The sequence below is a fragment of the Mycobacterium sp. VKM Ac-1816D genome (assembly GCF_000416385.1).
Lineage (GTDB): Bacteria > Actinomycetota > Actinomycetes > Mycobacteriales > Mycobacteriaceae > Mycobacterium > Mycobacterium neoaurum_A.
Genome location: NZ_AOHQ01000104.1, coordinates 22,650 through 48,316 on the forward strand (window position 1 = coordinate 22,650; position 25,667 = coordinate 48,316).

Sequence of the window (25,667 nt, forward strand, 5' to 3'; positions counted from 1 at the left end):
TTCTTTGCTCGCCAGACCATCTCGCGGGGCGACATGGTGGCTGCCCGACCGGCATACCAGCTAAGCTCGGGCATCTTGGGCCTCCCGGTCAGACGCGCCCAGACCGGCCAGGCGCCGGTAGGACGACAGCAGGAACTCCAGGTTCCGTTCTCCTTCGCCGGGGTCGCGATCGGCGATCGCACTGTCGGCGGTGCTTCGGCAGAGGATCTCGCTGAGCCTGGTCGCGAGGTCTGCCGCGTCGGCGGGACGGAAGCGGACGACTCCACTCGGCCGGAATCCGACATCGCTGGCCAGCACGGGCGTACCGACGGCCAGGGCCTCGCGCACCGAGATCGCGTCTCCCTCGTGGTGCGGGGTGCGCACGAAAGCGTCTGCCCTGCGCAGAATCGGGAAGACCGCCTGTTCGTCCTCACGCACCACGACCGCGTCGGCCAGGCCGTCGCGGGCGACACGGTCCAGCAGCGCGGCGCGGAACGCGGCGTCCCCGCCGGACTTGACCATCAGGACGAGTCCCAGTGCGGGGTTCGTCACGCGGAGCTCCGCGACGGCCTCGACGAGATCCTGGCTGCCGTAGAGGTCGTACCAGCCGCTGATCGAGGCGATCAGCGGTGCATGGGTGTCGGCGAATTCGGCGACTTCGGGCGGGAGCACCTGATCGGCGCGCGGATCCAGCCTGGGCGGCAGGGCATTGGACAACACCACGACGCGCGATGCCGGCACGCCGACCGCCCCCAGCGCCCCGGCGATCTCATCGGTGCACGCGATGAGCAACTGCGGGCGGGTGAGGATGAACCTTACGAGCTGCCTACGGGCACCGCGGTATCCGGTGACCGCGGCGGGGAACTCTCCGCCGGCGATCGACAGCGCGCTCGGTCTGCGCGCCACCCTGGCGGCGAGCAACGGCAGGATGTTGCCGACAAGATTCGGTTGGCTGCCCGTCACGCAGTGCACGACGTCGGGCCGGGTGCGCAGCACGGTCAGCGCGGCGCGCGCGAAGGCCGCCACCCGGCCCAGGTCGCGGCGCCATCCTCCCACTGCGGCATACGGGACCGGGATTCGCAGCGGCGCCATCCCCTGCTGACGGACGCCCGACTCGATGGCGGAGAAGTAGACGCCCATGCCGCCGTACGGTGGTGGGAACGGACCCACCAGCGCGACCGTGAGCCGGCTTCGCACGTTCATCCGGGTTGTTCCCCGGCGCCGGCCAGCCCGGCGTCGGCCCCCCGGCCGCCGAGCGCCTTGGGCAGATCGACCAGCACGGCCCTGCCCTGGGCCAGCGCCCACGGCACCTGCAGAGTCAGCGCGCTGGACCAGAATGCATCCTCGGCAACGGTTTCCAAGTCTCCCGACCCGGTGGCGAGGTCGACGAACAGCCGCATCTCCTCCCGGTGGCCCTTCTCCTGGCGGCGACCTCGCGAACGTTTCCGCTTGCCGCCCTGCGCGATCTCGAGAGCGAAGAAGTCGTCGATGATTCCGACCACCCCACCGCAGTAGACCTCGATGCGCTCCTTGGAGATGCTCGGGTCGCCGTTGCCCAGATACTGCAGGCTGGCGATCGAGCCGCAGGAGAACGCGACCTGCACCACGATCGTGTCGGCAAGTTCGGCGGAATCGGCCGAGCCGATGGCCTCGGCAGAGACCCGCAGCGGACGGCCCTCGGCCATCGCGCACGCCAGGTCCAGGAAGTGGCAGAGTTCGCCCACGATCCGTCCGCCGCCGAAGATGGAGTCGCGCATCCAGTGATCGGGTGGCATCTGGCCGGCATTGCAGCGGGCGATCATGACCCGCGGCACACCGCGCGGGAGCGCCTCTTTCAGTTTCGTGGTGAGTGGTGAGAAGCGCCGGTTGAAGCCGACGAGCAGCGGCGCGCCACTCTGCGTCCAGGCCGACGCCACCTGCTCAAGGTCATCCCACGTGGTGGCGAGCGGCTTCTCGCAGAACGTGGCCTTGCCGGCCCGCAGTGCCTGCGTTGCCAGCCCGGCGTGTGAATCATGACGGGTGGCGATCACGACCGCGTCGACGCCGCTGTCGTTGACCAGGGCATCGGCGTCAGCGGTGGAATGCCCGAATCCGTAGCTCTGGGCCACCTGCCCCGAGGTGGTGCCGCCCGAGGTGGTGATCCCGACCGGCTGCACCTTGCCCGTGTCCATCAGGGCGGGCAGCAGGACACGGGTCGCGAAGTTCCCCGCACCCACCATGCCCAGGCCCACCCGCTCGGCCGGTAGCCGGTTGCGCGGCTTCACCGCGATCTGGGTGCGGGCGGCCGCGGCCTGCCCGTCGGGGTACTGCAGCAGTACTCCGATCGGTCGGGTCTCATCGGGTGATCTGCCGGATATCAGGGCGTAGGCATCGGCCGCGTCGTCGACGGGTAGACGATGCGTGGTCAGGGTCGCGACGTCCACCCGGCCGTCGCGGACCAGGCGCAGGAACTCGGCGAGGTTGCGCTGTTCGGTCCACCGGACATACCCGATGGGATAGTCGTGGCCGTGCTCCTCATATCCGGGGTCATAGCGTCCCGGTCCGTAGGACCGCGAGTACCGCAGCTCGATCTCCTTCATGTAGAACGGATCTCGGGGCAGCGTCAGCCCGACGGTGCCCACCAGCACCACCCGTCCGCGGTTGCGGACGAGCCGCGCCGCGAGCTCGATGGGATCATTGGACGCGGCGGCTGCACAGATCACCACCGCGTCGACACCGACGCCACCGGTGATATCGCCGATGACGGCCTCGATGGATGCACGTGGCGCGGCCCGTTCGACACCGATGCTTTCGGCCAGAGCACACGCACGCGGATCCAGGTCGGTGCCGAACACCCTGGCTCCGGTCGCCCTGGCGAGTTGCGCGGCGATCAGGCCGACCAGCCCCAGCCCCACCACCAGCACACGGTCCCCGAGCCCGATCTCGGCCTGCCGTACCCCGTGCATCGCAATGCAACCCAGCGTTCCGTAGGCCGCCTCGTCGGCGCTCACGCCGTCGGGCACCTTGGCGAGCAGATGTTTGGGAATGAAGTTGACCTCGGCGTGATTCGCGTAGCCCGCTCCCGAGCAGGCGACGAGATCGCCCACCTCGATGCCCGGCACATCGGGGGCGACGGCCAGCACCCGGCCTGCGGCGCTGTAACCCAGCAGGTTGGGGGCTTCCAGTCGCTGCATGACGGTGCGGTAGGTCTCCTTCAGGCCGTCCTGGCGGGCCTTCTCCACGACCTGCCTGGCCAGTTCGGGCCTCGCCTTGGCCTTTCCGAGCATGCTCTTTTCGCCGAGCTCGATCTTGTTGCGCTCGGTGCCGGCGCTGATCAACGACGAGAGCGTCGCCACCAGTGCGCCGCCCCGGTTCAGCCGGGGCGGGGGCACCTCCCGCACCGAGACCTCACCCGTTTTCAAGTTCTGCACGGCCTGCTTCATTTCGCCTCCGAATGGTGCGGACGATTGGTCACATCAAGGTGATACGAATCTGTTTCGATCGATTCGGCCGGTAGGTGTCCAGACGAGCCCCGGCCGAGCAGCTGCTCGTAGAACCGGACCAGTGCACGCCGCGACACCTCCCAGGACAGTTCGCGGGCCACTCTGCGGTAGCCGGACTCCCCCATCCGCCGGCGCCGGTCGGGGTCGCGCAGCAGTGCGTCGATGGCCTGCGCGAACTTGAGCTCGTCGTCGGGCTCGACGTACACCGCCGCATCGGCCGCCGATACCCGTGCCTCGACCAGATCGAAGGACACGATGGGCCGGGCCATGGCCATGTACTCGACCACCTTGTTCATCGTGGATACGTTGTTCAGCGGGTTCAGCGGGTCCGGGGCCAGGCACACATCGGCGGTGGACAGACAACGTTGCGCGAACTCGTCGGACACCCGGCCCGGGAATTCCACGACATCGGTCAACCCGAGATCGGCACTGAGTGCAGCCACGTCGTCGTGCGAGTCGCCGGCGCCCATGAAGATGCAGTGAAAATCGTTTCGCCCGACCACATCACGCAACTGCTGGATGGCCCGCACCGCGTAGTCGACGCCGTCCGAGGGCCCCATCACGCCCAGATATGCGAGCAGATAGGGCTTGCCACGACGCAGGCTGTCATCGGGTTCTCGCCGGATGAAGCGGCTCAGGTCGGGTGCGGTGCGCACCACGGTCACCCGCTCGGCGGCAACCTTGCCGCGCTCGATCGCGATGCGGCGGTAGCTCTCGTTCGTCGAGATCACCGCGTCGGCCGTGGCAAAGGTCAGTCGTTCGACGAATCGGGTGAGCCAGTACAGGATTTGCCCTCCCTTGGGGAACCGGGAGAGGAACATCTCGGGCCCGAGGTCGTGATGGTCGAAGACGAACCGGGTGCCGCCCGGGCGCAGCACCAGAGCGATCAGGAACAGCAGGTCGGGAGGGTTACACGCATGCACGATGTCGACGAGCCCGTCACGGCGAACCTTGATGGCCAGTCGCAGCGTGTGGAACAGCGCGAGCGTGTACTCGCTCAGGTAGCCGCTCGGCCCACCGGTCGCCGGGCGCAGCGGGTAGCGCAGGATCCGGACGTCTTCGATCACCGTCTCCAACTCACGGTCCTGACCGGTGCCGACCGGGCAGATGACGGTGACCTTGAACCCGGCCCCGGTCAATGCCCGGGCTTCCTGCCAAACCCGTCGGTCGAACGGCACCGAGAGGTTCTCGACGAGGATCAGTATGTGGCGCACTGTTTCAGCTCCGTCCGCTCGATGTGAAGTGGCCGGCTACGACGTCTTCGAAGGCAAGCTGGGCGGCATCGACGCTGCGGTCCAGACTGAACTCGTCTTCCACGCGGGCACGCCCCGCCCGGCCCATGCGGCGGGCTGCAGGCGGATTCGACAACACATCCAGCAGGCGGGCCGCCAGTAGCCGCGGATCCCTCGGGGGTACCAGGTAGCCGGTTTCGCCGTCGTCGATCATCTCGGGTATGCCTCCGACAGCCGTGCAGACCGCGGGCCGGGCGGCCGCCATGGCTTCGAGCAGCGCGATCGAGAAGCACTCGACCGTCACCGAGCTCAGTGTGAAGACATCGATCGCCCTGAGCAGGCGCGCGACATCGCGGCGCACGCCAGTGAAGTGAACATTCGGTGTGAGTTGCAGCTCTGCGCTGAGCGCCTCGAGTTCGGCGCGGCACGCACCGTCGCCGATGATGAGGAACCGCGCCGTCGGTACCTGGTCGACCACGATGCGCGCCGCGCGCAGCAAGGTGGCGTGATCCTTGATCGGACTGAGTTCAGCGACGATCCCGACCACGGGATCTCCTTCTTCCCAGCCGAACTCACGCAGCGCACGGCGGTCGGTGCCGGCATCGAACAACGCCGGGTCCACGCCATTGCGGATGATGCGGATCAACTCGGCGGGGTAGCCGAGTTCTTCGGACATGTAACGACGCTGCGCCTCGGCCACTCCGAAGTACGCGCTTGTCCACCGCGTCAATGCCCGGTCGATGACGGTTCGCACAGTGCCACGCGGCTCGGGATCACCGATATTGTGCACCCACATGATCGTGTGCTCGATACCCGCGGCACGGGCGGCGATGCGGCCCAAGGTTTCTGCGTTGTACCCCCGGACCACCACGACATCCGGCCGGTCCTGGCGCAGCAGCGACAGGAGTCCGCGCAGCGCGGCGATCATCTGCCACTTGCCGCCCAGATGCAGAGCGCGCGCAGTGATCCCGGCCGCCGAGAGGTCGGCGAAGAGCCCGCCTTCCGCACCGATGCAGACGACCGACGGTGTGAACCGCTCCGGGTCCATCCGCGGGAGCAGGGTGGTCACATGCCGTTCGGCGCCACCCACCGACAGATTCGGCACGATGAACAGCACCTTGATCGCACGCCCGTTCATCGGACCACCTCGAGCTGGCGGTCCCGCACGGTCTGGTCGTCGCCGTTGGGCACCGAGGCGGTGTTGTGCCGGTCGGACCAGCCGACGGCAACGCCGAGGAGCAGGAAGATGGTGGCCGTGGAGAAGTCGAAGTACCGCAGGTCCACCGTGATCCCGGCGCACAGCATGATGGCCAGTGCCATCATCGCAATGACCACCAAGGGCTTACCGCACAGCTCCTGGTCCGGCAGCGTCCGGTAGGCCTTCCACAGTCGGTGTGCGATGAGCGCCAACACCGCGATCCATGCCGTCAACCCGATGATGCCCAGCTCGGCCAGGATGGCCAGTTCGTTCTGATGCGATACCTCGCCGAAGCCGCTGGCCCACGGGACGTCCGAGGCCCACTGCTGGTGGTGGATTGTATTGACGGACTGGAACCGGCCGATTCCCCATCCCTCGATCGGTCTCTGTGCGAAGGCCCACAGCGCGGTCTGCATATCGTTGAGCCGGGACTCCAGCTCGACATCGGAGGCGACACCACCTGCCGTGCGATCGGCACTGGTGAACGTCGACCAGTTCACCGCGACCATCGCCCCCAACATCACCAGGATCGCGACGAAGCCCTTGCGGTATCCCTTGGCCAGGACTGCACCGATGATGAGCACTGCCACGCCGGCCAGCCAGACCGCCCGGGTGTGGGTGAGGTACAGCCCACAACCGCTGGCCACCGCGACCGCAAGCGCCGCGCACCGCTGCCATCCCGGATCGGAGCGCCGACTGAGCAGTACCAACGCGATCGCGAATCCCAGCGCGAGGACCATCCCGTTGACGACCGGTTGGTTGAAGATGCCGACCGCCCGGCCGGCCCAGCTCGGCCTGATCTCGGTCACGATATAGCGGGGCCAGACCAGGTCGGACAACCCCACGGCCGGCATGATGCTGACCGCCGCCGAGTAGGTCGCCGTCCCCAGCACCGCCCACAGCACGGCCCGCACCGCCGAGGTGCTGTCGACAACGTAGCGCCCTATCACATAGAGCGCGAACGGGATCCCCACCGCGATCACGATGAACCGCGGTATCGGCAGAGCTACGCCCAAAAGTGGGTCACCAGCCGGGTACTCGTGTGCGGCGAGCATCGAGTAGACGTTGCACGCCAGGTATGCGGCCATCGCCCACTCGACAGGCCCGAGGCCACGCACTCGGCCTGGTGTCCGATCCATCCACAGCACTGTCGCGGCCACCAGTGCGGCGAAGACCAAGAGGAACAGCTCGACAGGCAGGGCGATCTCGGATCGGATCGGAAGCCGCATGAACATCGTCACCAGCAGCAGGATGGCGGCGAAGACCGGACTCATCAGGACGCACAGCCCGACGGCCAACGCTGCGATGCCGGCCGCCAGCAGAAAACCGGACTTCGAGCCGACGAGCAGCACCGCCGCCATGGCCGCGACGATCCCGAACCAGAGCGCAGCCTTCATTCGGACCGCCAGGTGATCATCGGCACCCGGTCCGTGCTCGTCGGATCGGCCGACTCGTCGGCACCTGCCCGGCGCCAGAACGAGCGCGCAGGGACGGTGCATTCCCTCCCCTCGATCAGGACCAGGCCCAGCAGCGCCGCCCGCGCGTCGGCCAGAGCATCCACCGCGGTCGTGACGTCGGCCACCCGCGAGGACTGCCTGCCGACGATCACCATGGTGAAATCAGCCACGGCGCAGATCGATTGCGCATCGATGGTCTCCGCGATCGAAGGTGCCGCGACGACGATGGTGTCGGCGTCGGCACGAAGCTCGTCGAACACAGCCGAGATCCGGTCGCGGCTCATCAGGGAGTAGCGATCGGCCACGACCGGGCCGGCACCCAGCACTCTCAGCGAGTCGACCGCGCCGTCTTTGAGCATGCTGTTGGCCAGCGCGCTGTTGACCAGTGCGTCGTTGAATCCGGCGCCATGGGCGTGCTGTGATGCGTCGTTGTCGGCGTAGACCAGGACGGTCCGGTGTCCCTGTTGCGCCGACAATCTGGCCAGCGACTCCGCGAGATCGCGCGCTCCGCGGGCGCCCCTGGCATCCGTCAGGGCAATGACCATCGATTTGGACAGATCCTGGAGGCTGACGATATTGGCCAGGGTGCGTAACCGGTCCTCGCGCAAGCGGTTCAGCTCGATCGAGCCACCGTCGGGAACCTCGGCCAACGGCTGCATACCCGTCTTGGCCATCAGGTCGCTCGAGTTCGCGAGCCGGGTAGACGTGGCGGCCAGTCCGATGGCCGCGAGCACACCGAGTAGCAACCCGCCGACTGCCCGCAACGCGATCTCGAACATGGCATTCGGCGCGATCATGGTCACGCCCGCCTGCAACTGGAGATCCTGGAGTTGATTGGTCGAGTCGGACCGCAGGCTGTCGAGCTTCTGCTGCACCACGGGCGCCAGCGGATTGATCATGCCGTCCGGGCCCGGCTCGCTGAGGAGCACATCAAGCTGTTTCTGGGTGTTCTTGATCGCCTTGTCATAGCCCGTCTTGCGGACCGAGTTGATGTCGTCACGAAACGCCTCGGCCATGTTGGCCGCAGTCCGCTGGGCCACCTGGGGGTCTGTGGCCGTGGCCTCGACGACGAGAATGGGGCTGGCGGCCACCGTCCGGCCGGTGAAGGTGACGTCGTCCGGGATGTTCCGGTTGGCCCGCAACCGGGTGATCATCTCGGGCTCGTTGAAAAGGCTGGCGTACCCGACGGCCATCGTCGCATCGTCGACCGGGTTGCGCCCCGGTGAGGACAGCACGAGGGTCGACGTACCCACATACGTCGGCTTGGCGAGCAGCAGTGCAGGCACCGCGGTCAGCATGGCCGCTCCGGCCACCAGGACCACCACCCACCACCGCTGCCGGATCTGCTCGATGCGGCGTCTCACCAGGGGATTCATCAGGCATCCATCAGCAGTGCCGGCTCGGGATCCAGTGTGGTGCGCAACCACCGCATGGTGCGCTCGATCCCTTCGGTCAGATCGACGGCGGGCTCCCATCCGAGTTCGTTCCTTGCTTGCGTTGCATCCAGGGCGATCTCGTGGAGCTCACCGGTCCTGGCCCCGGCGAAGCACGGCGGAGCTGGGTCATCGAGAACCGCGGCGATGGCGCGGTGCACCTCGGTGACGCTGGCCTGTTGTCCCGTTCCGATGTTGTAGGTACCCACGGTCGACAAGGGGGCACGACCGGCACGCACGAATGCGTCCACCACATCGTCGACGTAGACATAGTCGCGGGTGGCGGTGCCGTCGCCGTAGACGGTGACGGGTTTCCCGCTGATCATCCTGCTGCCGAAGACGGCGATCACGCCGGCTTCACCGAATGGGTTCTGGCGTGGTCCATACACATTGGACAGACCCAGGCAGATCGGCGCGATACCGTACATGCTCGCGTAGGCGCGGATGTACATTTCGCCGGCAACCTTGGCGACTGCATACGGGGACAGCGGGTTCAGCGGGGCCGATTCGGCGACCGGCAGGCTGATCGGCGCACCATACCGGGACCCCCCCGAGGCGGCGTAGACCAGCCTCCGCACACCCGCGCGCCGGGTGGCCTCCAGAAGGTTGATCGTGCCGAGCACATTTGCACGGGCGTCGAATTGCGGGTCTGTCACCGATGCGCGGAGGTCCACCTGCGCAGCGAGATGGCAGACGACGTCGGGGTTGGCGCCGTCGACGATGCCGGCCAGCTCGGTAGCCTGGATGTCGGCCTTCAAGAAGGTGAACTTGCCCGGGCGAATCCTGTTGTAGCGCAGGGCCTGGTCGAGGTTGGCCGGGACGCCGGTGCTGAGATTGTCGATCCCGATCACTTCGTCACCTTCGGCCAGGAGCCGGTCCACCAGGGTGGAGCCGATGAATCCGCACGCGCCGGTCACCAGATATCGCATGATCTACTCCTATTCGACGGAACTGTGGTTGAGGTCTGCGCCACTCGCGTGGCTGGATACGAGCACGCCGGCCGCCACGTCCCCGGGTCCGGTTCGGTGCACCAATTCGGCGGCGACGCGGTGGCCGGACCTGATGGCGCCTTCCATCAGCCCGAAGAACTCGATGCTGGTTTCGGTGCCGGCCCAGTGCACGCGGCCATGAGGAGTGGTCAGGGTGGGCCCGAGCCGGAGCCAATCTCCGGGACCGAACAGGGCGGCATAGCATCCCTTGCTGTACCTGGCGGTCAGCCAGTCCGTCACCGAGTACCGGTCCGGCGGCGGCAGTTGCGGGAACAGCCGTCCCACGTGGGTCAGCACGGCATCCTGTTGCTCGCGATCCGACAGCGCCGAGAACGTCGATGCCTCGGACCCGGTGACGAATCCCGTGAGCACCCCGGCCGATTCGTCGGACGGAGAGTCATCGACGGTCGACAGCAGCGGCCCGTGCGAACTCACCGACCACCCGGACAGACCCTGCTCGCGCCAGATCGGAGCCGAATAGCCCAGGTGTACCTTGACCGCACATCCGGGGCCGGTGGACGCCGTGGCCCGAGGGCTGCGCAGGCCGGGCCGGAAGGCGATGCGCTGCGCGAGCGCCGGCGGAACGGCGACGACCACCCGGTCGGCCCGATACCTCGGTCGTGTGCCATCTGCTCCCGGTGCACACTGCACCTCCACCTCCGCGGAGGACTGATCGATAGCACAGACACTCTGTCCCAACCGAACCCGGTCTCCGAGCTGATCGGCCAGTGAACGGCACAGCAGGTGTGCACCCCCGTCGATCCGCCACTGCTGGGCCCCACCCTCGAACGCGTTGAGATAGCGGATGCCACCGCCGGAGCGCAGGTAGAAGGCCATGTGCAGCACGGAGATCGCGCCAGGATCGGCCGCCATCATCTCGCCGATGAAGAGCGGGAAGAAAGTCTTCGCATCCGGGTTGCCGATCTCGTCGGCCAGCCAACGCGCGGCGGTCAGCCGGTCGAGCTCTTCGGCTCGGGGACTCAGCCACGGCCTGTCCGGCCGGATCTCCGCGACGAGTTCCTCCAGCCGGTCGAACAGGTCGCCGAGTGCCACTGCGTCCAGCGGTGGCACTCGGCTCGCAGTGGTCGTCCGACGGTCCGACAGCAGGAAAGTGCTGTCCCCCGTCATCCCGGTGGAGACCACATTCAGACCCTGTTCCCGCATCAGTGCAAGCAATTCGGTATGCCGGATGCCCAGGTAGGCGGCGCCGCCGTCGGCGACCACACCGTCAGCGATGTCGACGCCGCGAACCCGGCCTCCCACCCGGTCATCCGCCTCCAGCACGGTGACATCGGCGCCGGCCGCCACCAGGTCGGCAGCGGCGGTGAGCCCCGCAAGGCCGGCCCCGACAACCACGACGCGCATGCTCTCCCCGTTCATCGCACCGCTGCCGTGACCTTGGCGAACAACCCATCGGGCGAAGGGTTTTCGATGAAGTCGTCCCACGACAACTCCGTGGCGAAGTCCCGTGCGATCGCGCTGAGCACCCGGGTGGCCAACAGGGAGTCGCCGCCGAGCTCGAAGAAGTCGGAGTGCGGAGCCACCTCCACCGGACCGAGTACCCGCCGGAAGATCTGGATGATGTGACCGGCGCTCATCGACCCGCTCCTCTGGTGTCCTGCTCGGTAGCGGCGCGCTGGGTCGCCGCCCGGTCGATTTTTCCGCTGGCCGTGAAGCTCAGCTCACGCACGAAGATCAGCTTGCTGGGGACGAACTGGCTGGGCAGCAGACCCCGGAGATGGCGCTTCAACTCGCCCGGAGTCACCGCACCGACCGGCACGACGTAGGCCGCCAGTATCGTGCGGCCGAGTGACCGTTCGCCGATCACGACAGCGCCCCGCACCGCGTGATGCGCACTCAGATGCGTTTCCACCTCGGCCGGATGGACCCGTACCCCGAGAACTTTCACCTGTTCGTCGGCGCGACCGCGCGGGTAGAGCAGACCGTTCGCGTCGCGGGTGACGAGGTCGCCGGTACGGAACCAGCGCGCCGGACCGTCGCCGTGATCGATCATCGGGAACTCCGCCGCGGTGCGTTCCGGCAACCCCAGGTAGCCGTCGGCCAGCGCCGGCCCCGACACCAGAAGCTCGCCCTCGTCGGTGACGTGATCTCGCACATGGGGCAATGCACGACCGAGTGGAGACTCCGCCTCGCCGTCGGAGACGGCAGGTTCGGTGTCGGGCCCGCTCAGCTGCACCGCATGGGTCACCATTGTCGTCTCGGTGCATCCGTAGGTGTTGAGCAGCCGGATGTGGCCGGTGGCGCGATCGCGCCACTGCGCCAATCGGGTTCGGTCGATCCGCTCCCCGCCGATCACCACCAGCCGCACGCTCTCGGGTAGCGCCGCGTGTTCCTCGTGCAGGAAGAGCACCAGTTCGTGCCAGAACGCCGTCGGCAGATCGAGCACCGTCACTTCCCGCTCGGTCAGCATGCGGACGAACCGCGGGAACGAATGGGAGTAGGCCGCGTCATCGAAAACCACTGTCGCACCGGCAGTCAGGGCCGGTAGGATCTCCTCCAGGCAAGTGTCCCAGCCCAGCGACGCGAACTGCAGGACGCGGTCACCGGGGCTGAGTGCGAACAGGTTCCGCAACGCGCGCACCGTCACCGCAAGGGCGCTGCGCGACACCACCACCGGCTTGGGCCGACCGGTCGAGCCCGACGTGCACAACACATACGCCGGATCCTCCGGCCGCCACCGCGGAGGGACCGATTCGACCGCTCCCACGCCATCGTCTGCTACGGACGCCTCGTCCCATGAGGCGAACATCCGGTCCAGCCCGATCACCTCGGCGAGCAGCTGTTGCCTGGCGACCGGAAGTCCCGAGTCGATCGGGCAGAAGGCCGCCCCGGCTCCCAGAATGCCGAACAGCTCCTCGACGACCGCGGGCGAATGCGACACCACCGTGCCGATCAGCCGAGACGGCGCGTCCACAGCCGATCCGAGAGCCCGGTGGCGCAATGCGTGACGGCCGATGCTCTGCGCGAGCTCGCGATAGCTCACGGTGGTGCCGTTGTGCAGCAGGGCGGCATGGTCCGGTAGCGCTCGCACGATCGCAACGAAGTCGTCCACCACGTCGTCAGCGCAGGAGAAACGGGGGGCGAAAGGATTTTGGTCGAGAAGGACTCCCGGATCGCTCACGTCCAACGCCGCAACATCGCTCATCGCTCGTGCTCCCATCTGAATGCTCACCGTGTGCCGATCGCTCTCGGTCACTCGACGGTGACCGATTTGGCAAGGTTCCTGGGCTTGTCCACATCGCGCCCGAGCGCTAGTGCCGTCATACGGGCCAATACCTGCAGCGGTATGGTCGCTGCGATCGGTCCCCACGGCGCAACCGGTCCCAGGACGACCGGCACCGTGCTCCCCGCTGATCCGATCGTGATCACCCGGCCACCGCGAACCTCCACCTCGGCGATGTTGGCCGCCAGCTTGAGATCGCCGTTGTCCACGACCACGACCGGAGTGCCGGTTTCGACCAAGGCCAGCGGTCCGTGCTTGAGCTCGCCTGCCGGGTAATGTTCGGCCCACCGATAGGTCAGCTCCTTGAGCTTCAAGGCGCCTTCGGCCGCGTAGGGCAGGCCGGCACCGCGCGCGATGAAGATGAAACCCGAAGCGGTGAGCACTTCTTCCACGACCGACGGTACGGCGCATTTGGCCACCGCACCGGCAGCAGCGAGCTGCTCCGGTAGCCGTCGCAGGTCGTCGGCCAGTCGTCCGGCCACCTCCGGCGACAGCCGGTTCATCGCCACCAGCGCCGAGAGCATCAGCGCTGAACCGGCGATGATCTGGCAGATGAACGTCTTGGTGGCGGCCACCCCGATCTCCGGACCGGCCGGGAATCCCACCACCGCGTCCGCATGCCGGGCCAGCGTGGAGTACGGGTTGTTGGTGAGGGCGAGCAGCGTCGAATCGCCCATGCCCGACGTGTCGATCGCTCGGAGCACGTCGGCGGTTTCGCCGGACTGGCTCAGCGCCAGGCACAGCTGCCCGGGCTCCGGGACATCGGTGGCGGCCTCGCTCGCCACGGTGGCGGTCACCGGGATCCTGCCGAGTCCGCGCGCCAGATTCGCGATGACACTGCCGGCGTTCAGCGACGTGCCGCAGCCCAGCACGCGCAGACGCTCGAAAGGCTGCAGCCCCAGTTGGTTCCAGGCCTCGCCGGTCGCGATCCCGTCGGCGAGTTGATCGATCACCCGGGCCGCCGCTTCCGGTTGCTCGTCGATTTCTTTGGCCATGTAGTCCGTGTAGGCGCCCAGGTCGACATCGCTGCTCCGGCATTGATGCCGGGTGAGCGCCGGCGGCGCCACGCTGACGCCGCCGCGGTGCCACCTGTCACAGCTGGTCAGTTCCACGACATCGCCCGAGCCCAGTGCCCGGAACTCATCGGTCCAGTCCGCAATCGCCGTGATATCACTGGCGGCGAAATCGCCGTGGCTGTTGTGCGCCAACAACAATGGAGATTCCAGCGACGCAACCACGATTCGGCTCGTCTGCTGCTCCAGCACTGCGAGCGCCCACGATCCGCGGGCCCTGCTCAGCGCATTCTGCACTGCTTGCAGGATGTCCTCGCAGCGCCGGCGCTCGTCCTCGATCAGGTGCACGAGGACCTCGCTGTCGACCGTGGTGGCAAATCGGTGTCCGACGGCGATGAGTTCGGCACGCAGTTCGACTGCGTTCACGATGATCCCGTTGTGCACAAGGTTCAGCCGGCCGGTGCAATCGGTGTGTGGGTGCGCGTTCTCCTCGGTCACAGCACCATGGGTTGCCCAACGTGTATGCCCGATCCCCATGCCGTCGAATTTGGCACCGGACCACCCGTCCAGCAGATTCTCCAAGGTACCGATCCGCCCGGTGGTGCGTAGGCGGGCAATATCGCCGGAGACCGTCCGCAGCGCCACCCCGACGGAGTCGTATCCGCGGTACTCGAGTCGGCGCAGCCCCACCCGTAGGTAATCGACCGCCGGCCGGTCCGTCCGGCACGCGATGATGCCGCACATCAACGGCGTCCAAAAAGTTGTCTGGTGAAAGGCATTGGCACGATTCCGGATTCAGTCGGCTGCATCGTCATGTTGACCACCAGCGACCCTCCCGAATAATCCTGAGTAAACCCCGAAGCACCACATCACTATCGGCGAACCGGTGCCATTGGTACATGGACCATCCGAGCGATTTTCGAACTGAACCTCCGCCCGGTTCCAGGACTAGTTCCCCGGGGGACCTTCGGGCCGAAGGATGGCACGGGCACGTGCCGCCGCCTGAGCGCGCGTGCTCACGCCGAGCTTGGTCAGCAGGCTGTGGACGTGGTTCTTGACGGTATGAACGGCAATTCGGAGCTGCTCGGCGATATCACGGTTGGTGAGGCCCATCTCCAGCATCCGCAAGATCTGGATCTCACGTGAAGTGAGGACCAGTTCCTTGGCTGCCGGACGGCCCTGCGACGCCAGCGAGGACAGTCTGCGGAGCAGTATCGCCGATACTCTCGGCGAACACAGCGACCCGCCGGCAGCAACCTTGTGTATCAACACAAGCAGGTCCTCGAGCGACTCGCCGCGCAGGTGGTACCCCGCCACACCAGCCTCGGCATAGGCAACGATCTCGGTTTCATCGTCTTCGGATACGCCGAGAACCACAAGTCGCACATGCGGACTCAGTTTCATCGCCTGTCTGAGCAGCATTGCGCTGTCGCGTGTCCTGCTGTCCAGGAGAATGATTCGAGGCTGGGTGGTATCGAAGCCGGCGATCAGCGATACCAGGTCCCACGCCACACCCGGGGATTCCGCTCCGTAGGACGCGAGTACCGCGACCAGGTAGTCGCGGAACATGGCGCAGTCGTTGAGGATCAGGATCCGCAGGTCGCGCAGGAGGCCGGCGCCGTCGGGGCCGGCCCACTCTTCGCGCGCCCCCCCGACGGAATGCAATTCGGTCGGGGGCCGGCCGTTGCCGGTCGACCACCCGTCATCCATCACGCCGGGATTCACGCGCTCACAGGTCCGGCCGGTCGATGGACCGGAGGTACACCGTATGACATGCCTTCACTATCGGGGCAGGACGGTCATTGGTACATGGACCGATGGAGCGAATTTGGGACTGGATCACTCGATCCCCGAGGTTCCGGTTACAGAGAATTCTCGGCGGGCAAGATGGTGCGCGCCAAGGCCGCAGCCTGTGCCCGCGAGGTGACCCCGAGCTTGGTCAAGAGGCTGTGTACGTGGTTCTTGACCGTGTGGACGGCGATGCAGAGCTGGCCGGCGATCTCCCGATTCGAAAGACCCGCTTCCAGCATCCGCAGGATCTGAACCTCACGGGCCGTCAGGACCAGGCCTTTGGCCGCCGGCTGTCGCTGGGCGGCCAACGATGAGATCCGGTTCAGCAGGATCGCCGAAACCGCTGGTGAGCAAGGAAATTCGCCCGCCCCAACCTTCTGGATGGCCAGGATCAGGTCGTCCAAGGTCTCCGAACGCAGGTGATAACCCGCCACGCCCGCCTCTGCGCACCCGACGATCTCCGATTCGTCGTCGCCCGCGACGCCCAGCACCACCACACGCGAACTCGGGCTCAGTTGCAGAGCCTGTCGCAGCAGCATCGCACTGTCACGGGTTCGCATGTTCACCAGAATGACGGGCGGCGTGCTCGTTTCGACGGCAGCCACCAGGGAGGCCCAGTCCCAGGCGACTCCGGGAGTCACCGCGCCATGGGAGGTGACCACGGCGACCAGATAGTCGCGATACAGCTTGCAGTCATCGATGATCAGAACCCTTGCGCCGTAAAGCAGGCCGACTCCTTCGACACCTTCCCTGTACCGTTCGATTCCTCTTAACGTACTGGGCCTTCGGTGCACATCACCCAGCGGCCAGAACTGATCTGGCTGCAGGGCGGACGCAATCTGGAATGGTTCGCTGCCGTCGTCAGAAACTGTCACGGTACCCACCCGGTGCACATACCGCCGGTTCACATGCCTTCATCTTCGCCCCCCTGCGTAATGAATATGGCAAAACAGGCACCCCTCTGTGCGCTCGCCCGATCGCAATCCCAAAGTGATTCGCCGGGTTGTTGAGCGAGAGTGTTTTCAGGCGCCTATCGACGGTGCCCTCAGTTGCCCGCTTCATCCGTGCCCGGCGGCACTCAAGGCCGCCAGAGCTCGTTTTGAGCCGGCGCAACCAGGGTCCTGGGCTGCGTAGCTGTCGCTGACAGTAAGTTACGTCGGTGCAGCGCGCAACCGAATCTAGAATTTCAGCGAATCAAATGCCGCTCACCACAGAGTCTCATGCTGCATGAATTAGCGTAGGGATATTGATTGGGCAAACAAGTTCTTCGGCGCTGGTTTCGCAGGAGTTCTGATCGAGTTCGGGCTTTTCCACACTTTCAGCAACGTTCCGCCGGGCGGTACGGAAGATCCATCCGTTCGATGACCTTGCGCGCCGAGTCGACCCATGAATAGCGGCTCGCGTTCAGAAGCCCCCGACGCCGCAGGTCCTCGGCGAGGCCGACCTCCGAGTCGAGTCGGTCCAATTGCGCTATCAAAGTGTCAGGATCATCTGGATCGAAGTAGAGCGCAGCGTCTCGGCAAACCTCAGGTTGAGCAGCGGAATCCGTCGCTATCACTGGACAGCCCAGCGCCTGGGCCTCGATAGCTGCGAGCGCTGAGCCGGCGTAGTTTGCAGTTAAGACGAGAGCCGAGCTGCGCTGGTATAGCCAGATCAGTTCGGCATCGGTCACCTGTTCGGCATAGACCACGGATGGATCTGGAGTGGGATCTGACCTTCGCATCCCGATGATCACCACCCGGCGACCGGAGTTCGCCATAGCTGTTGCCGCGGCTCCAATGTTCTCGTGTGGCGCCCCACTGCCGATCACCAGGTAGTGGTCACCCCACACCGGTAGGTCCGGCCGAAGAGGTTGCACCTCGTTCAGCCAATCGGCGGCGCCCTCAGCAACGATGAATCGGTTGACATCGACCTTGAGTACATCAGCGAGTTCATTTGCTGTATAGATGGTCTCGGCGACCAAACCGTGGGCGGTCCTGGCGAGCCACCGGTAGGTCAGCAAATGCAACAACAGGTAGTTCCAGCTGAATCCAGCCGGGCGGCGGAACGGAACGGCGTCATGCATGGTCACCACCTGCCTGCGCTTGAGCATCGGCGCTGTCCCCTCGAAGTTCAAGAGCACCTTGCCCGCCGTGACCGCGGGTAGATAGACCTGCTCGAAAACTGTGCCGGTGAATCTGGATGCCCGGACCTCGACATTTTGACAGTCGGTCCACCCGGAGACACTGCCATCCGCGTCGGCAGGAGCATGCAGAACCACACTGCACCGGCCTGTCGACGCCAGCGCGCGTAACATGCCCGAGGCATAGCGACCAGCCGCGGATCTGCCGTTTGCCAGCCACTTTCCATTCACGTGGACGTCATGCCGCGGGAATGCGTGACTGGGCAGCCCGGTTTCGACGGACCAATCACCGGCGAAACGCTCAGTCCGCCAGAGCGCCATCCTCGACACCGTGGCGATCACTGATTTCATCGAGCCCCCTCACCGTGCACAAATCGCATACGAGATCACTATCGATCTGTCGACGTGGCCGGTACATAGATCCTCGGATCTAATTTCTCACCGCCAAAGGATTCAATCCCCTGAGACGCGACAGCCACCAAGGGCACAGTGAATGTCATTGCGCGAGTGGGTCATCCGAGCATCCGCACGGAAGATGGCCGATCGTCGGAAGACCCAGGTTCCTGCAATCCGCGCAGCTCACGTCCTTCGACCCGCACCGCCTGAATTAGCTTGTGCAGCACAAGCGCAGTCCGCATTGCGGTCGTAATCCGCGAACTCAATGGGTCGTCCGGTCGATACGGAACTCCGAACGTCTCAAACCGGCCTCTGTCACCAGGGTCTGGGGTGGCCAGGAAACTCAGACGCTACTTGCCCCATGACAAGTTGGCAAGGCTTCTTTGCACCCGTGCAGGCATCCGTGGCGAACGAGAAGCAGTTCGCCACAGACGGTACCCGTGTGACCAGCAACGTCCAGACGCCGCCCTCGTCCAGCTGGGCATTGATCCACAACTAGCGAGGATCCACAACAAACGAGCCTTGGATCTACACAACCGGACCCGGCTCAGTCGTCCCCACAATTCACGGATACTTTCGTGGCAAAAGCCGACGCCGACGGCGAATCGCCGATGCAGAGCTCCCGCGCGTGTTCGGACGCCGCGCCTCGGCCCCATCCGGGCGGGGCACCGCACCCGGCTTTTTCCCAACAGTTGTCGTGGATTCCTAGACCTGCCGGGACAGATCCTCTCCGCCGGTGGTCGGCCGCGAGGGGCCGTGGGGCGCAATCGGCGCAGGCCCCGCCGCCGATCCGCCGGCGCTGGGTCCGGGCGCGGCCGACTCCCGCGAATCCAGCTGCGCCTCACGGTGATCCTGCTGATGATCGCGGGCGTCCTGGCCGGCCTGCCGTTCGTTCTGCTGGCTCTCGCGGGCATCCTGCTGGGCGTCGCGCTGATTCTGTTGGGCCTCGCGCTGCTCCGGGGTGGGCGCGCCCGGGACACCCGGCGGCGGGCCGCCCGCAGGACCGCCCGGCCCCTGTCCCTGATCCTGCTGTGCGGCCTGGGTGCCCTGCTGCACCGCGCCCTGGGCGGCCTGCATGGCCTGCTGCATCAGCTGGCCGAAGCCGCCGCCACCGCTTTCGCCCCCGCCGCCGCCGAGGCTGCCGGCGGCCTGCTGCGGCATCTGTGCCAACTGACCCAGCTGCCCGGTCAGCTGTTCGAGCATTCCGCCGACCTGTCCTACCGACTGGCCGCCTGTTTCATCGGAGGTGGTGTAGGCGGCCTGGGCGGCCTCGACCTTGCCGGAGAAGGTGTTCTCCTTGGCGGCCAACGCCGCCACGTTGGCGGCCAACTGTGCCTCCAATGTCGGCAGGACGGCCGCGATCGTCATGCTCATTGCGTCGGCGCCGGGCGGGATCATGGGCATCGGCGGAAGTTCGACAGCCGCCGCATTCCAGTTGATCTCATCGGGCTTGAACAAATCGCTCATCGCGGCTCACCAATCATCGTCGGCATCGTCTTCGGCAAGGTCGTGCTCCAACGCCTCGGGCATCGCCAGACCGAGCTTGGTACCACCGCCGCCTGCGCCGCGCTGGCCCATCATCGGGGCGCCGCCCATCCCGCCCCCGGCACCGGCGGCCACCGGTGCGAGCCCGCCGAGGGCACCGGCACCGGCGTTCGCACCCGACGGCCCCACCGAGACCGGCGGCGTACCGACCAGGCTCGCCATCAACGGGGTCTGCGCGGAACCGCCACCGCCACCGGGCAACGAGGCCGCGCGCATCATCCCGGCCCCGGCACCGGCCCCGGCACCGCCCGCCAGCGGATGGTTGGAAAACGCCGAGAACGGCGAGACACCGCCCCCGCCCATCCCGCCGCTGCCGCCACCGAGCATGGAGGTCAGCTGCTGAAGGGGCTGACCGACGGTCTGCATGAGCTGCTGCGGCGCCTGGGTGACCTGTCCCATGGCCTGGCCGAGCATCTGCGGGAGCTGGCTGACCAGACCGGCCATCTGACCCATCATCTGCATCGCTTGGCTGGGATCGGCCTGGGACACCTGCTGGGCACCGACGGCGGGCGCACCGGTCGAGGGGGTCGTGGCCGGGGCACCGATGGTGTTGGCCATCGAGGTGGCGTTGGCCGTGACGGTCGCGGTGTTCTGCGACAACCCCGCCATGATCCGGCTCTGCACCAGCGCCTGAGTATTGCTAGATAGTTGACTCTGGAGCGCCATGCACTCGGCCTGGGTCTGCTGAGCGACCATATTGGCCATCATCTTGGTCTGGACGACGGCGGCTTCCATGGTGCGCAGTTTGGCGGCGATGGCGGCGGCCTGCGCGGCGTTGGCCTCGTGCCCGCCGATGATCGAGGTGGCCTCGCCCGCGGCGGCCGTCGAGGCGGGCCCTTGCCATTCGGAGCCCATCTGCACCAGCTGACCCTGCTGCTGGGGCACCACGGTGCCACCGATCTTGGCCGCCAGCGCGTCGTACTGCGCCGCGGCCGCGGCAAGCGCGTTCTCGTCGACGTTCGGCCACGCCGGCCCCGTCACTGTTTGCCCCCCGTATGGGCTCACATCAGGCTGGATCCCCATGGCCTCGAGATTACCGCGCCACCGACCGGTGGCGGTGCAGTAAAATCAGCCGAGGATCAGACCCGATGTCGGCACCCCGGTACCCGCCGTGACCAGCACATGTTCGACATTGTCGACCTGGTTGACCGACGTTCCCCGCAGTTGACGCACACCTTCGGCGATGCCGTTCATCCCGTGGATATACGCCTCGCCGAGCTGGCCGCCGTGGGTGTTGATCGGTAGCTTCCCGCCGATCTCGATGGCGCCGCCGGCGATGAAATCCTTGGCCTCGCCCTTACCGCAGAAGCCGAGCTCCTCGAGCTGGATCAGTGTGTACGGGGTGAAGTGGTCGTAGAGGATCGCAGTCTGGATATCCGTGGGCGTCAGACCGCTCTGCTCCCACAGCTGACGGCCGACCAGGCCCATCTCGGGCAGCCCGAGCTCCTCGCGGTAGTAGGAGTACATGGTGAACTGATCGGTCCCCGCACCCTGCGCGGCCGCCTCGATGATCGTCGGGCGGTGCTTGAGGTCCTTGGCCCGCTCGGGGGTGGTGACCACGATCGCGACGCCACCATCGGTCTCCTGGCAGCAGTCCAGCAGCCGGAGCGGTTCGGCGATCCAGCGGGAGTTCTGGTGATCCTCGATCGTGATCGGCTTGCCGTAGAAGTGCGCCTTGGGGTTGGTTGCGGCGTGTTTGCGATCGGCGACCGACACCGCACCGAAATCGGCACTGGTGGCGCCGTATTCGTGCATATAGCGCTGCGCGATCATGGCCACCGACGCGGCGGGTGTACTCAGACCGTGCGGGTAGGACCAGCTGTACTCGACGCCACGGGAATCGGCATTGACGGTCAAGCCCGTCATCACCTGACCGAACCGGAACTCGGAACGCTCGTTGAAGGCCCGGTAGGCCACCACGACCTCGGCCACCCCGGTCGCGACGGCCAGCGCGGCCTGCTGCACGGTCGCCGCCGCCGCACCGCCGCCATAACCGATCTGGCTGAAGAACTTCAGATCACCGATGCCGGTGGACCGCGCGACGGCGGTCTCCAGGTTGGAATCCATCGTGAAGGTGACCAGACCGTCCACATCGGACGGCGCGAGCCCGGCGTCATCGAGCGCGTCGAGCACCGCCTCGGCGGCCAGTCGCAGCTCGCTGCGCCCGGAATTCTTGGAGAAATCGGTGGCACCGATACCGGCGATCGCCGCTTTGCCGGACAGGCCGGCCTTTCCGGACGGTGTCACTTGTCCCCCAGGGTGAGCGTCGAGGTGGCGATGACATGGTTGCCGAGGCTGTTGGCGCCCACCACTTTCAGGGTCACCACATCGCCGTCGATCTCGGTGACCTCACCACTGAAGGTGATGGTGTCATAGGCGTACCAGGGCACCCCGAGGCGCAACTTGATGGACTTGACCCGCGCGTCCGGACCGGCCCAGTCGGTGACATAACGCCCGACCAGACCGGTATCGGTGAGGATGTTGACGAAGATGTCCTTGGATCCCTTGGCCTGCGCCTTGTCCCGATCGTGGTGCACATCCTGGTAATCACGGGTGGCGATGGCGGTGGAGACGATGAACGTCGGGTCGCCGTAGATCTGCAGGTCGGGCAGTGTGGTGCCGACCGCGACGTCGGTCAGGGTCAGACTCATGCTTGCGGCTCCCATGCGTACAACGTCCAGGCCGGGCTGACCTCACTGTCGGGGAAGTCGATATAGGTTGCGGTGACCGGCATTCCGATCTTCACCTGCTCGGAATCCACCCCGCGCAGCTCGCCGAGCATCCGAACGCCCTCCTCGAGTTCGACAAGGGCGATCACGAAGGGCAGCGTGCGCCCGGGCACCTTCGGCGCATGGTGGACGACATAGCTGAACACCGCGCCCTTCCCGGAGGAGACGACATAATCGACGGGTGCATCTTTGTCGGCCCACATCGCGGGGACCGGCGGGTGCTGCAGCGTCCCGTCCGGGCGGCGCTGGATGCGCAGCTCGTGTGCGTTGACGCCATCCCAGAAGAACTTGGTGTCACGCGACGAGGACGGCCGCATCAATTTGTCGGGATCGAGATCCTCGGGAATCGCGGCCGTTTCAGGCTTGGCCGCGTTGGCTGCCGGCAGGAACTTCATGATGCGCCAGTCCATCTCGGCGACCAGTTCCTCCGCGCCGGCCCCGACGGTATGCCAGCTGATCTTCTGGTTGATGAAGTAACCCTCACCGAGCGCGGTCTGTTTGGGACCGACGATGCCGACGATCTCCGCGCTCATCGCCACCTGCTCCCCCGGCTGCAGATAGCGGTGATAGGTCTGGTCGCAGTTGGTGGCGACGACGCCGACATAACCCGCGTCGTCGAAGAGCTTCATGGCCCGGGCGAGCGGGTCATCGTCGGAGCGGGAACGGCCCAGCCCCATCATGGTCCACACCTGGATCATCGCCGGCGGGGCGACGATACCCGGATGACCTGCGGCGCGGGCCGCCTCGGCATCGACGTAGATCGGGTTCTTGTCCCCGACCGCATCGACCCAGTGATGGATCATGGGTTGGTTCACTGGGTCGCGCGCGACGGTCGGGCTGCTGCTGCCCGCCGCAAGGACGGCCTCGATACCCGCCTGCAGATCGCTCACCGGGTCACCCTCGGCACCTTCAACCCCGACGCCGCGATCATTTCGCGCATGACCTCGTTGACGCCGCCACCGAAGGTGATCACCAGATTGCGTTTGGTCATCTTGTCCAACCAGTCCAGCAGCCTGCCGGTGTGGGCATCGGCGGGGTTGCCGTAGCGGCCGACGACCTCTTCGGCCAGCCGGCCGACCTCTTGGATGCGCTCGGTGGAGAAGACCTTCGTCGCCGCCGCATCGGCCACTGCGATGGTCTCGCCCGAGGCGGCCACCTGCCAGTTCAGCAACTCGTTGATCCGCCAGATCGATTTGATCTGGGCCAGCAGCCGACGCGCGTCGTCCTGTTCGATCGGCACGACACCATCGGATCCCGGCATGCACGCCCACTCGTGGACCTCGTCGTAGATCCCGGCGATGCGTCCGGCCGGGCCGAGCCCGACGCGCTCGTGGTTGAGCTGGGTCGTGATGAGCTTCCAGCCGCCGTGTTCCTCGCCGACCAGCATGTCGGCGGGCACCCGGACGTCGTTGTAATACGACGCGTTGGTGTGGTGCGCCCCATCGCTGAGGATGATCGGCGTCCAGGAGTAGCCGGGATCCTTGGTATCGACGATCAGGATCGAAATACCCTTGTGCTTGGCCGCTTCCGGATCGGTGCGGCAGGCCAGCCAGATGTAGTCGGCGTCATGGGCGCCGGTGGTCCACATCTTCTGGCCGTTGACGATGTACTCGTCACCGTGGCGCACCGCGGTGGTCCGCAACGAGGCGAGGTCGGTGCCCGCCTCCGGCTCGGAGTAACCGATCGCGAAATGCACCTCGCCGGCCAGGATCCCGGGCAGGAACTTCTTCTTCTGCAGTTCGGTCCCGTGCACCTGCAGGGTGGGGCCCACCGTCTGCAGCGTGACCATCGGCAGCGGGATATCGGCGCGGTTGGCCTCGTTGATGAAGATCTGCTGCTCGATCGGCCCGAAGCCGAGCCCGCCGTACTCCTTGGGCCAGCCCACACCCAGCTTGCCGTCCGAGCCCATCCGCTTGATCACCGTGCGGTAGGCCTCGTTGTGGCGATCGGACTCCATCGCCGCGGCTTCCTCCGGGGTGATGAGCGTCGAGAAGTATTCGCGGAATTCGTCTTGCAGCTTGCGCTGTTCCGGGGTCAGTTCGATGTACATGGCTATTTACGCTCCCACCAGATCCAGTCGATACGCAGGCCCGCCCAGCAAGCGGGTGAGGTCCTTGATGGAGGAGAAATACCGGTCCATCGGATAGGTGATGTCCATCCCCATGCCACCGTGCAGGTGATGACACAACCGCATCGCCGGCGGTGCCTGCGAGGTGATCCAGTAGCCCAGCAGCGCCAGATCATCGTCGGCATCGAGTCCCTCGGACAACCGGTAGGTCACCGACATGGACACGAGATCGATGGTGCGCGAGGCGATGTAGACATCCGAGAGCTGTGCGGCGACGGTCTGGAAGGTCGACAGCGGACGCCCGAACTGTTCGCGGGTGGCCACGTAATCGGCGGTCAGTCGCAGCGCACCGGCGACCAGGCCCGCGGCGAAGGCACCGGTGGCGGCCAGCACCAACTGGTTGACCCGCCGGATCGTCGCGTTGGTGAGCACTCCGTCCACCTCGGCGCCGTCGAAGACCACCACATACTCGTCGGTGCCGTTGGAGGTCGGCGTCTTGGTCAACGTCACCCCACTCGCGGTCGGAGCGATCACCGCGACCCCACCGGCGGCGGTGACCAGCAGCCACCGCGCGGTGCCGGCATAGGGCACACCGATCTTGGTTCCGGTGAGCTTTCCGTCGGTCAGCGTCACCGAGGGATGCTCGGGCAACGATACCCCGGGCTCGTTGAGCGCCGCCGACAACACGGCCCCGCCGGCGACCCCGTCGAGATAGCGATCCTGCTCGGTATCGGTGGCCACCTCCAGCAGCGGTAGCAACCCCAGACCCAGTGTGGCCAGTGCCGCACCGGTCGTACCGCGCCTGCCGATCTCGGTGAGCGCGGTGGCGATCTCGGGAAGTCCGAGCCCGTCACCACCGAGGCGCTCGGGCACCGCCAGCGCGGCCACCCCACCGGAAACCAGTGCGTCCCAGCTGTTGTCCCGTTCCAGCACCGAGGTCACCACATCGGCGACGGCCTGCTGCTCGGGCTTCGGCGTGAAGTCCACCA

21 protein-coding genes are annotated in these 25,667 nt (G+C 66.4%); all 21 read right to left on the reverse strand.

Annotation, left to right across the window (positions count from 1 at the left end; genetic code table 11):
• Positions 1 to 60: 60 nt before the first annotated feature.
• The gene (locus tag G154_RS01930; RefSeq protein WP_019512495.1) at positions 61 to 1,182 is read right to left on the reverse strand and encodes a glycosyltransferase family 4 protein; all 1,122 of its coding nucleotides are present in this window, start codon (positions 1,180 to 1,182) and stop codon (positions 61 to 63) included.
• Positions 1,179 to 3,401, reverse strand: a complete 2,223-nt coding sequence (locus G154_RS01935) for a bi-domain-containing oxidoreductase (protein ID WP_019512496.1) — start codon at positions 3,399 to 3,401, stop codon at positions 1,179 to 1,181. Before G154_RS01935 ends, G154_RS01930 begins: the two co-directional genes overlap by 4 nt.
• Positions 3,398 to 4,675: a glycosyltransferase family 4 protein gene (locus tag G154_RS01940; RefSeq protein WP_019512497.1), complete on the reverse strand. Its 1,278-nt coding sequence runs from the start codon at positions 4,673 to 4,675 to the stop codon at positions 3,398 to 3,400. Before G154_RS01940 ends, G154_RS01935 begins: the two co-directional genes overlap by 4 nt.
• Positions 4,676 to 4,679: 4 nt before the next feature.
• The gene (locus G154_RS01945) at positions 4,680 to 5,831 is read right to left on the reverse strand and encodes a glycosyltransferase (protein WP_019512498.1); all 1,152 of its coding nucleotides are present in this window, start codon (positions 5,829 to 5,831) and stop codon (positions 4,680 to 4,682) included.
• Positions 5,828 to 7,288 carry an O-antigen ligase gene (locus G154_RS01950; RefSeq protein ID WP_019512499.1) on the reverse strand — a complete coding sequence of 487 codons (1,461 nt, stop codon included), beginning with the start codon at positions 7,286 to 7,288 and terminating at the stop codon, positions 5,828 to 5,830. The genes G154_RS01945 and G154_RS01950 overlap by 4 nt, the downstream gene beginning before the upstream one ends.
• Positions 7,285 to 8,724: a hypothetical protein gene (locus tag G154_RS01955; RefSeq protein WP_019512500.1), complete on the reverse strand. Its 1,440-nt coding sequence runs from the start codon at positions 8,722 to 8,724 to the stop codon at positions 7,285 to 7,287. The genes G154_RS01950 and G154_RS01955 overlap by 4 nt, the downstream gene beginning before the upstream one ends.
• Positions 8,724 to 9,710 (reverse strand): NAD-dependent epimerase/dehydratase family protein, encoded by a 987-nt coding sequence (locus tag G154_RS01960; RefSeq protein WP_019512501.1) that lies wholly within the window; start codon positions 9,708 to 9,710, stop codon positions 8,724 to 8,726. Before G154_RS01960 ends, G154_RS01955 begins: the two co-directional genes overlap by 1 nt.
• A gap of 9 nt (positions 9,711 to 9,719) precedes the next feature.
• Positions 9,720 to 11,135, reverse strand: coding sequence for an FAD-dependent oxidoreductase (locus G154_RS01965; RefSeq protein WP_023986333.1), 1,416 nt, complete (start codon positions 11,133 to 11,135; stop codon positions 9,720 to 9,722).
• Between the two features lie 11 nt (positions 11,136 to 11,146).
• A complete protein-coding gene (locus G154_RS01970; protein WP_019512503.1) occupies positions 11,147 to 11,368 on the reverse strand; it encodes an acyl carrier protein in 222 nt (73 codons plus the stop codon).
• Complete coding sequence (locus G154_RS01975) at positions 11,365 to 12,936, reverse strand: AMP-binding protein (RefSeq protein ID WP_110807366.1); 1,572 nt, start codon at positions 12,934 to 12,936, stop codon at positions 11,365 to 11,367. Before G154_RS01975 ends, G154_RS01970 begins: the two co-directional genes overlap by 4 nt.
• Positions 12,937 to 12,983: 47 nt before the next feature.
• Positions 12,984 to 14,771 carry a glutamine--fructose-6-phosphate transaminase (isomerizing) gene (gene glmS / locus G154_RS01980; RefSeq protein ID WP_019512505.1) on the reverse strand — a complete coding sequence of 596 codons (1,788 nt, stop codon included), beginning with the start codon at positions 14,769 to 14,771 and terminating at the stop codon, positions 12,984 to 12,986.
• 204 nt (positions 14,772 to 14,975) lie between these two features.
• Positions 14,976 to 15,752: a response regulator transcription factor gene (locus tag G154_RS01985; protein WP_019512506.1), complete on the reverse strand. Its 777-nt coding sequence runs from the start codon at positions 15,750 to 15,752 to the stop codon at positions 14,976 to 14,978.
• A gap of 137 nt (positions 15,753 to 15,889) precedes the next feature.
• Positions 15,890 to 16,702 (reverse strand): response regulator transcription factor, encoded by an 813-nt coding sequence (locus G154_RS01990; RefSeq protein WP_110807364.1) that lies wholly within the window; start codon positions 16,700 to 16,702, stop codon positions 15,890 to 15,892.
• Between the two features lie 434 nt (positions 16,703 to 17,136).
• Positions 17,137 to 18,291, reverse strand: coding sequence for a glycosyltransferase family 1 protein (locus G154_RS01995; RefSeq protein ID WP_081649906.1), 1,155 nt, complete (start codon positions 18,289 to 18,291; stop codon positions 17,137 to 17,139).
• Positions 18,292 to 19,041: 750 nt separating this feature from the next.
• On the reverse strand, positions 19,042 to 19,803 hold the full coding sequence (locus G154_RS02000) for a PE domain-containing protein (RefSeq protein ID WP_019512510.1): 762 nt from the start codon (positions 19,801 to 19,803) through the stop codon (positions 19,042 to 19,044).
• Positions 19,804 to 19,809: 6 nt separating this feature from the next.
• Positions 19,810 to 20,904 carry a hypothetical protein gene (locus G154_RS02005; protein ID WP_023986335.1) on the reverse strand — a complete coding sequence of 365 codons (1,095 nt, stop codon included), beginning with the start codon at positions 20,902 to 20,904 and terminating at the stop codon, positions 19,810 to 19,812.
• Positions 20,905 to 20,949: 45 nt separating this feature from the next.
• Complete coding sequence (locus G154_RS02010; protein WP_023986336.1) at positions 20,950 to 22,104, reverse strand: lipid-transfer protein; 1,155 nt, start codon at positions 22,102 to 22,104, stop codon at positions 20,950 to 20,952.
• A 20-nt stretch (positions 22,105 to 22,124) separates the two neighbouring features.
• The gene (locus G154_RS02015) at positions 22,125 to 22,532 is read right to left on the reverse strand and encodes a MaoC family dehydratase (protein ID WP_019512513.1); all 408 of its coding nucleotides are present in this window, start codon (positions 22,530 to 22,532) and stop codon (positions 22,125 to 22,127) included.
• Positions 22,529 to 23,500 carry a bifunctional MaoC family dehydratase N-terminal/OB-fold nucleic acid binding domain-containing protein gene (locus tag G154_RS02020; RefSeq protein ID WP_019512514.1) on the reverse strand — a complete coding sequence of 324 codons (972 nt, stop codon included), beginning with the start codon at positions 23,498 to 23,500 and terminating at the stop codon, positions 22,529 to 22,531. Before G154_RS02020 ends, G154_RS02015 begins: the two co-directional genes overlap by 4 nt.
• The gene (gene fadE29 / locus G154_RS02025) at positions 23,497 to 24,660 is read right to left on the reverse strand and encodes an acyl-CoA dehydrogenase FadE29 (protein ID WP_019512515.1); all 1,164 of its coding nucleotides are present in this window, start codon (positions 24,658 to 24,660) and stop codon (positions 23,497 to 23,499) included. The genes G154_RS02020 and fadE29 overlap by 4 nt, the downstream gene beginning before the upstream one ends.
• Positions 24,661 to 24,666: 6 nt before the next feature.
• Positions 24,667 to 25,665: an acyl-CoA dehydrogenase family protein gene (locus tag G154_RS02030; protein ID WP_019512516.1), complete on the reverse strand. Its 999-nt coding sequence runs from the start codon at positions 25,663 to 25,665 to the stop codon at positions 24,667 to 24,669.
• Positions 25,666 to 25,667: the final 2 nt, after the last annotated feature.

Excerpts from the sequence above, each read along its gene's own strand:
- G154_RS01995 (WP_081649906.1), bottom strand. The coding sequence starts at position 18,291 with ATGAAATCAGTGATCGCCACGGTGTCGAGGATGGCGCTCTGGCGGACT.
- G154_RS01950 (WP_019512499.1), bottom strand. The coding sequence starts at position 7,288 with ATGAAGGCTGCGCTCTGGTTCGGGATCGTCGCGGCCATGGCGGCGGTG.
- glmS (WP_019512505.1), bottom strand. The coding sequence starts at position 14,771 with ATGTGCGGCATCATCGCGTGCCGGACGGACCGGCCGGCGGTCGATTAC.
- G154_RS02000 (WP_019512510.1), bottom strand. The coding sequence starts at position 19,803 with ATGAGCGATTTGTTCAAGCCCGATGAGATCAACTGGAATGCGGCGGCT.
- G154_RS01965 (WP_023986333.1), bottom strand. The coding sequence starts at position 11,135 with ATGCGCGTCGTGGTTGTCGGGGCCGGCCTTGCGGGGCTCACCGCCGCT.
- G154_RS01970 (WP_019512503.1), bottom strand. The coding sequence starts at position 11,368 with ATGAGCGCCGGTCACATCATCCAGATCTTCCGGCGGGTACTCGGTCCG.
- G154_RS01975 (WP_110807366.1), bottom strand. The coding sequence starts at position 12,936 with ATGAGCGATGTTGCGGCGTTGGACGTGAGCGATCCGGGAGTCCTTCTC.
- fadE29 (WP_019512515.1), bottom strand. The coding sequence starts at position 24,660 with ATGTACATCGAACTGACCCCGGAACAGCGCAAGCTGCAAGACGAATTC.
- G154_RS01945 (WP_019512498.1), bottom strand. The coding sequence starts at position 5,831 with ATGAACGGGCGTGCGATCAAGGTGCTGTTCATCGTGCCGAATCTGTCG.
- G154_RS01955 (WP_019512500.1), bottom strand. The coding sequence starts at position 8,724 with ATGAATCCCCTGGTGAGACGCCGCATCGAGCAGATCCGGCAGCGGTGG.
- G154_RS01935 (WP_019512496.1), bottom strand. The coding sequence starts at position 3,401 with ATGAAGCAGGCCGTGCAGAACTTGAAAACGGGTGAGGTCTCGGTGCGG.
- G154_RS02015 (WP_019512513.1), bottom strand. The coding sequence starts at position 22,532 with ATGAGTCTGACCCTGACCGACGTCGCGGTCGGCACCACACTGCCCGAC.
- G154_RS02005 (WP_023986335.1), bottom strand. The coding sequence starts at position 20,904 with ATGGGGATCCAGCCTGATGTGAGCCCATACGGGGGGCAAACAGTGACG.
- G154_RS01930 (WP_019512495.1), bottom strand. The coding sequence starts at position 1,182 with ATGAACGTGCGAAGCCGGCTCACGGTCGCGCTGGTGGGTCCGTTCCCA.
- G154_RS01960 (WP_019512501.1), bottom strand. The coding sequence starts at position 9,710 with ATGCGATATCTGGTGACCGGCGCGTGCGGATTCATCGGCTCCACCCTG.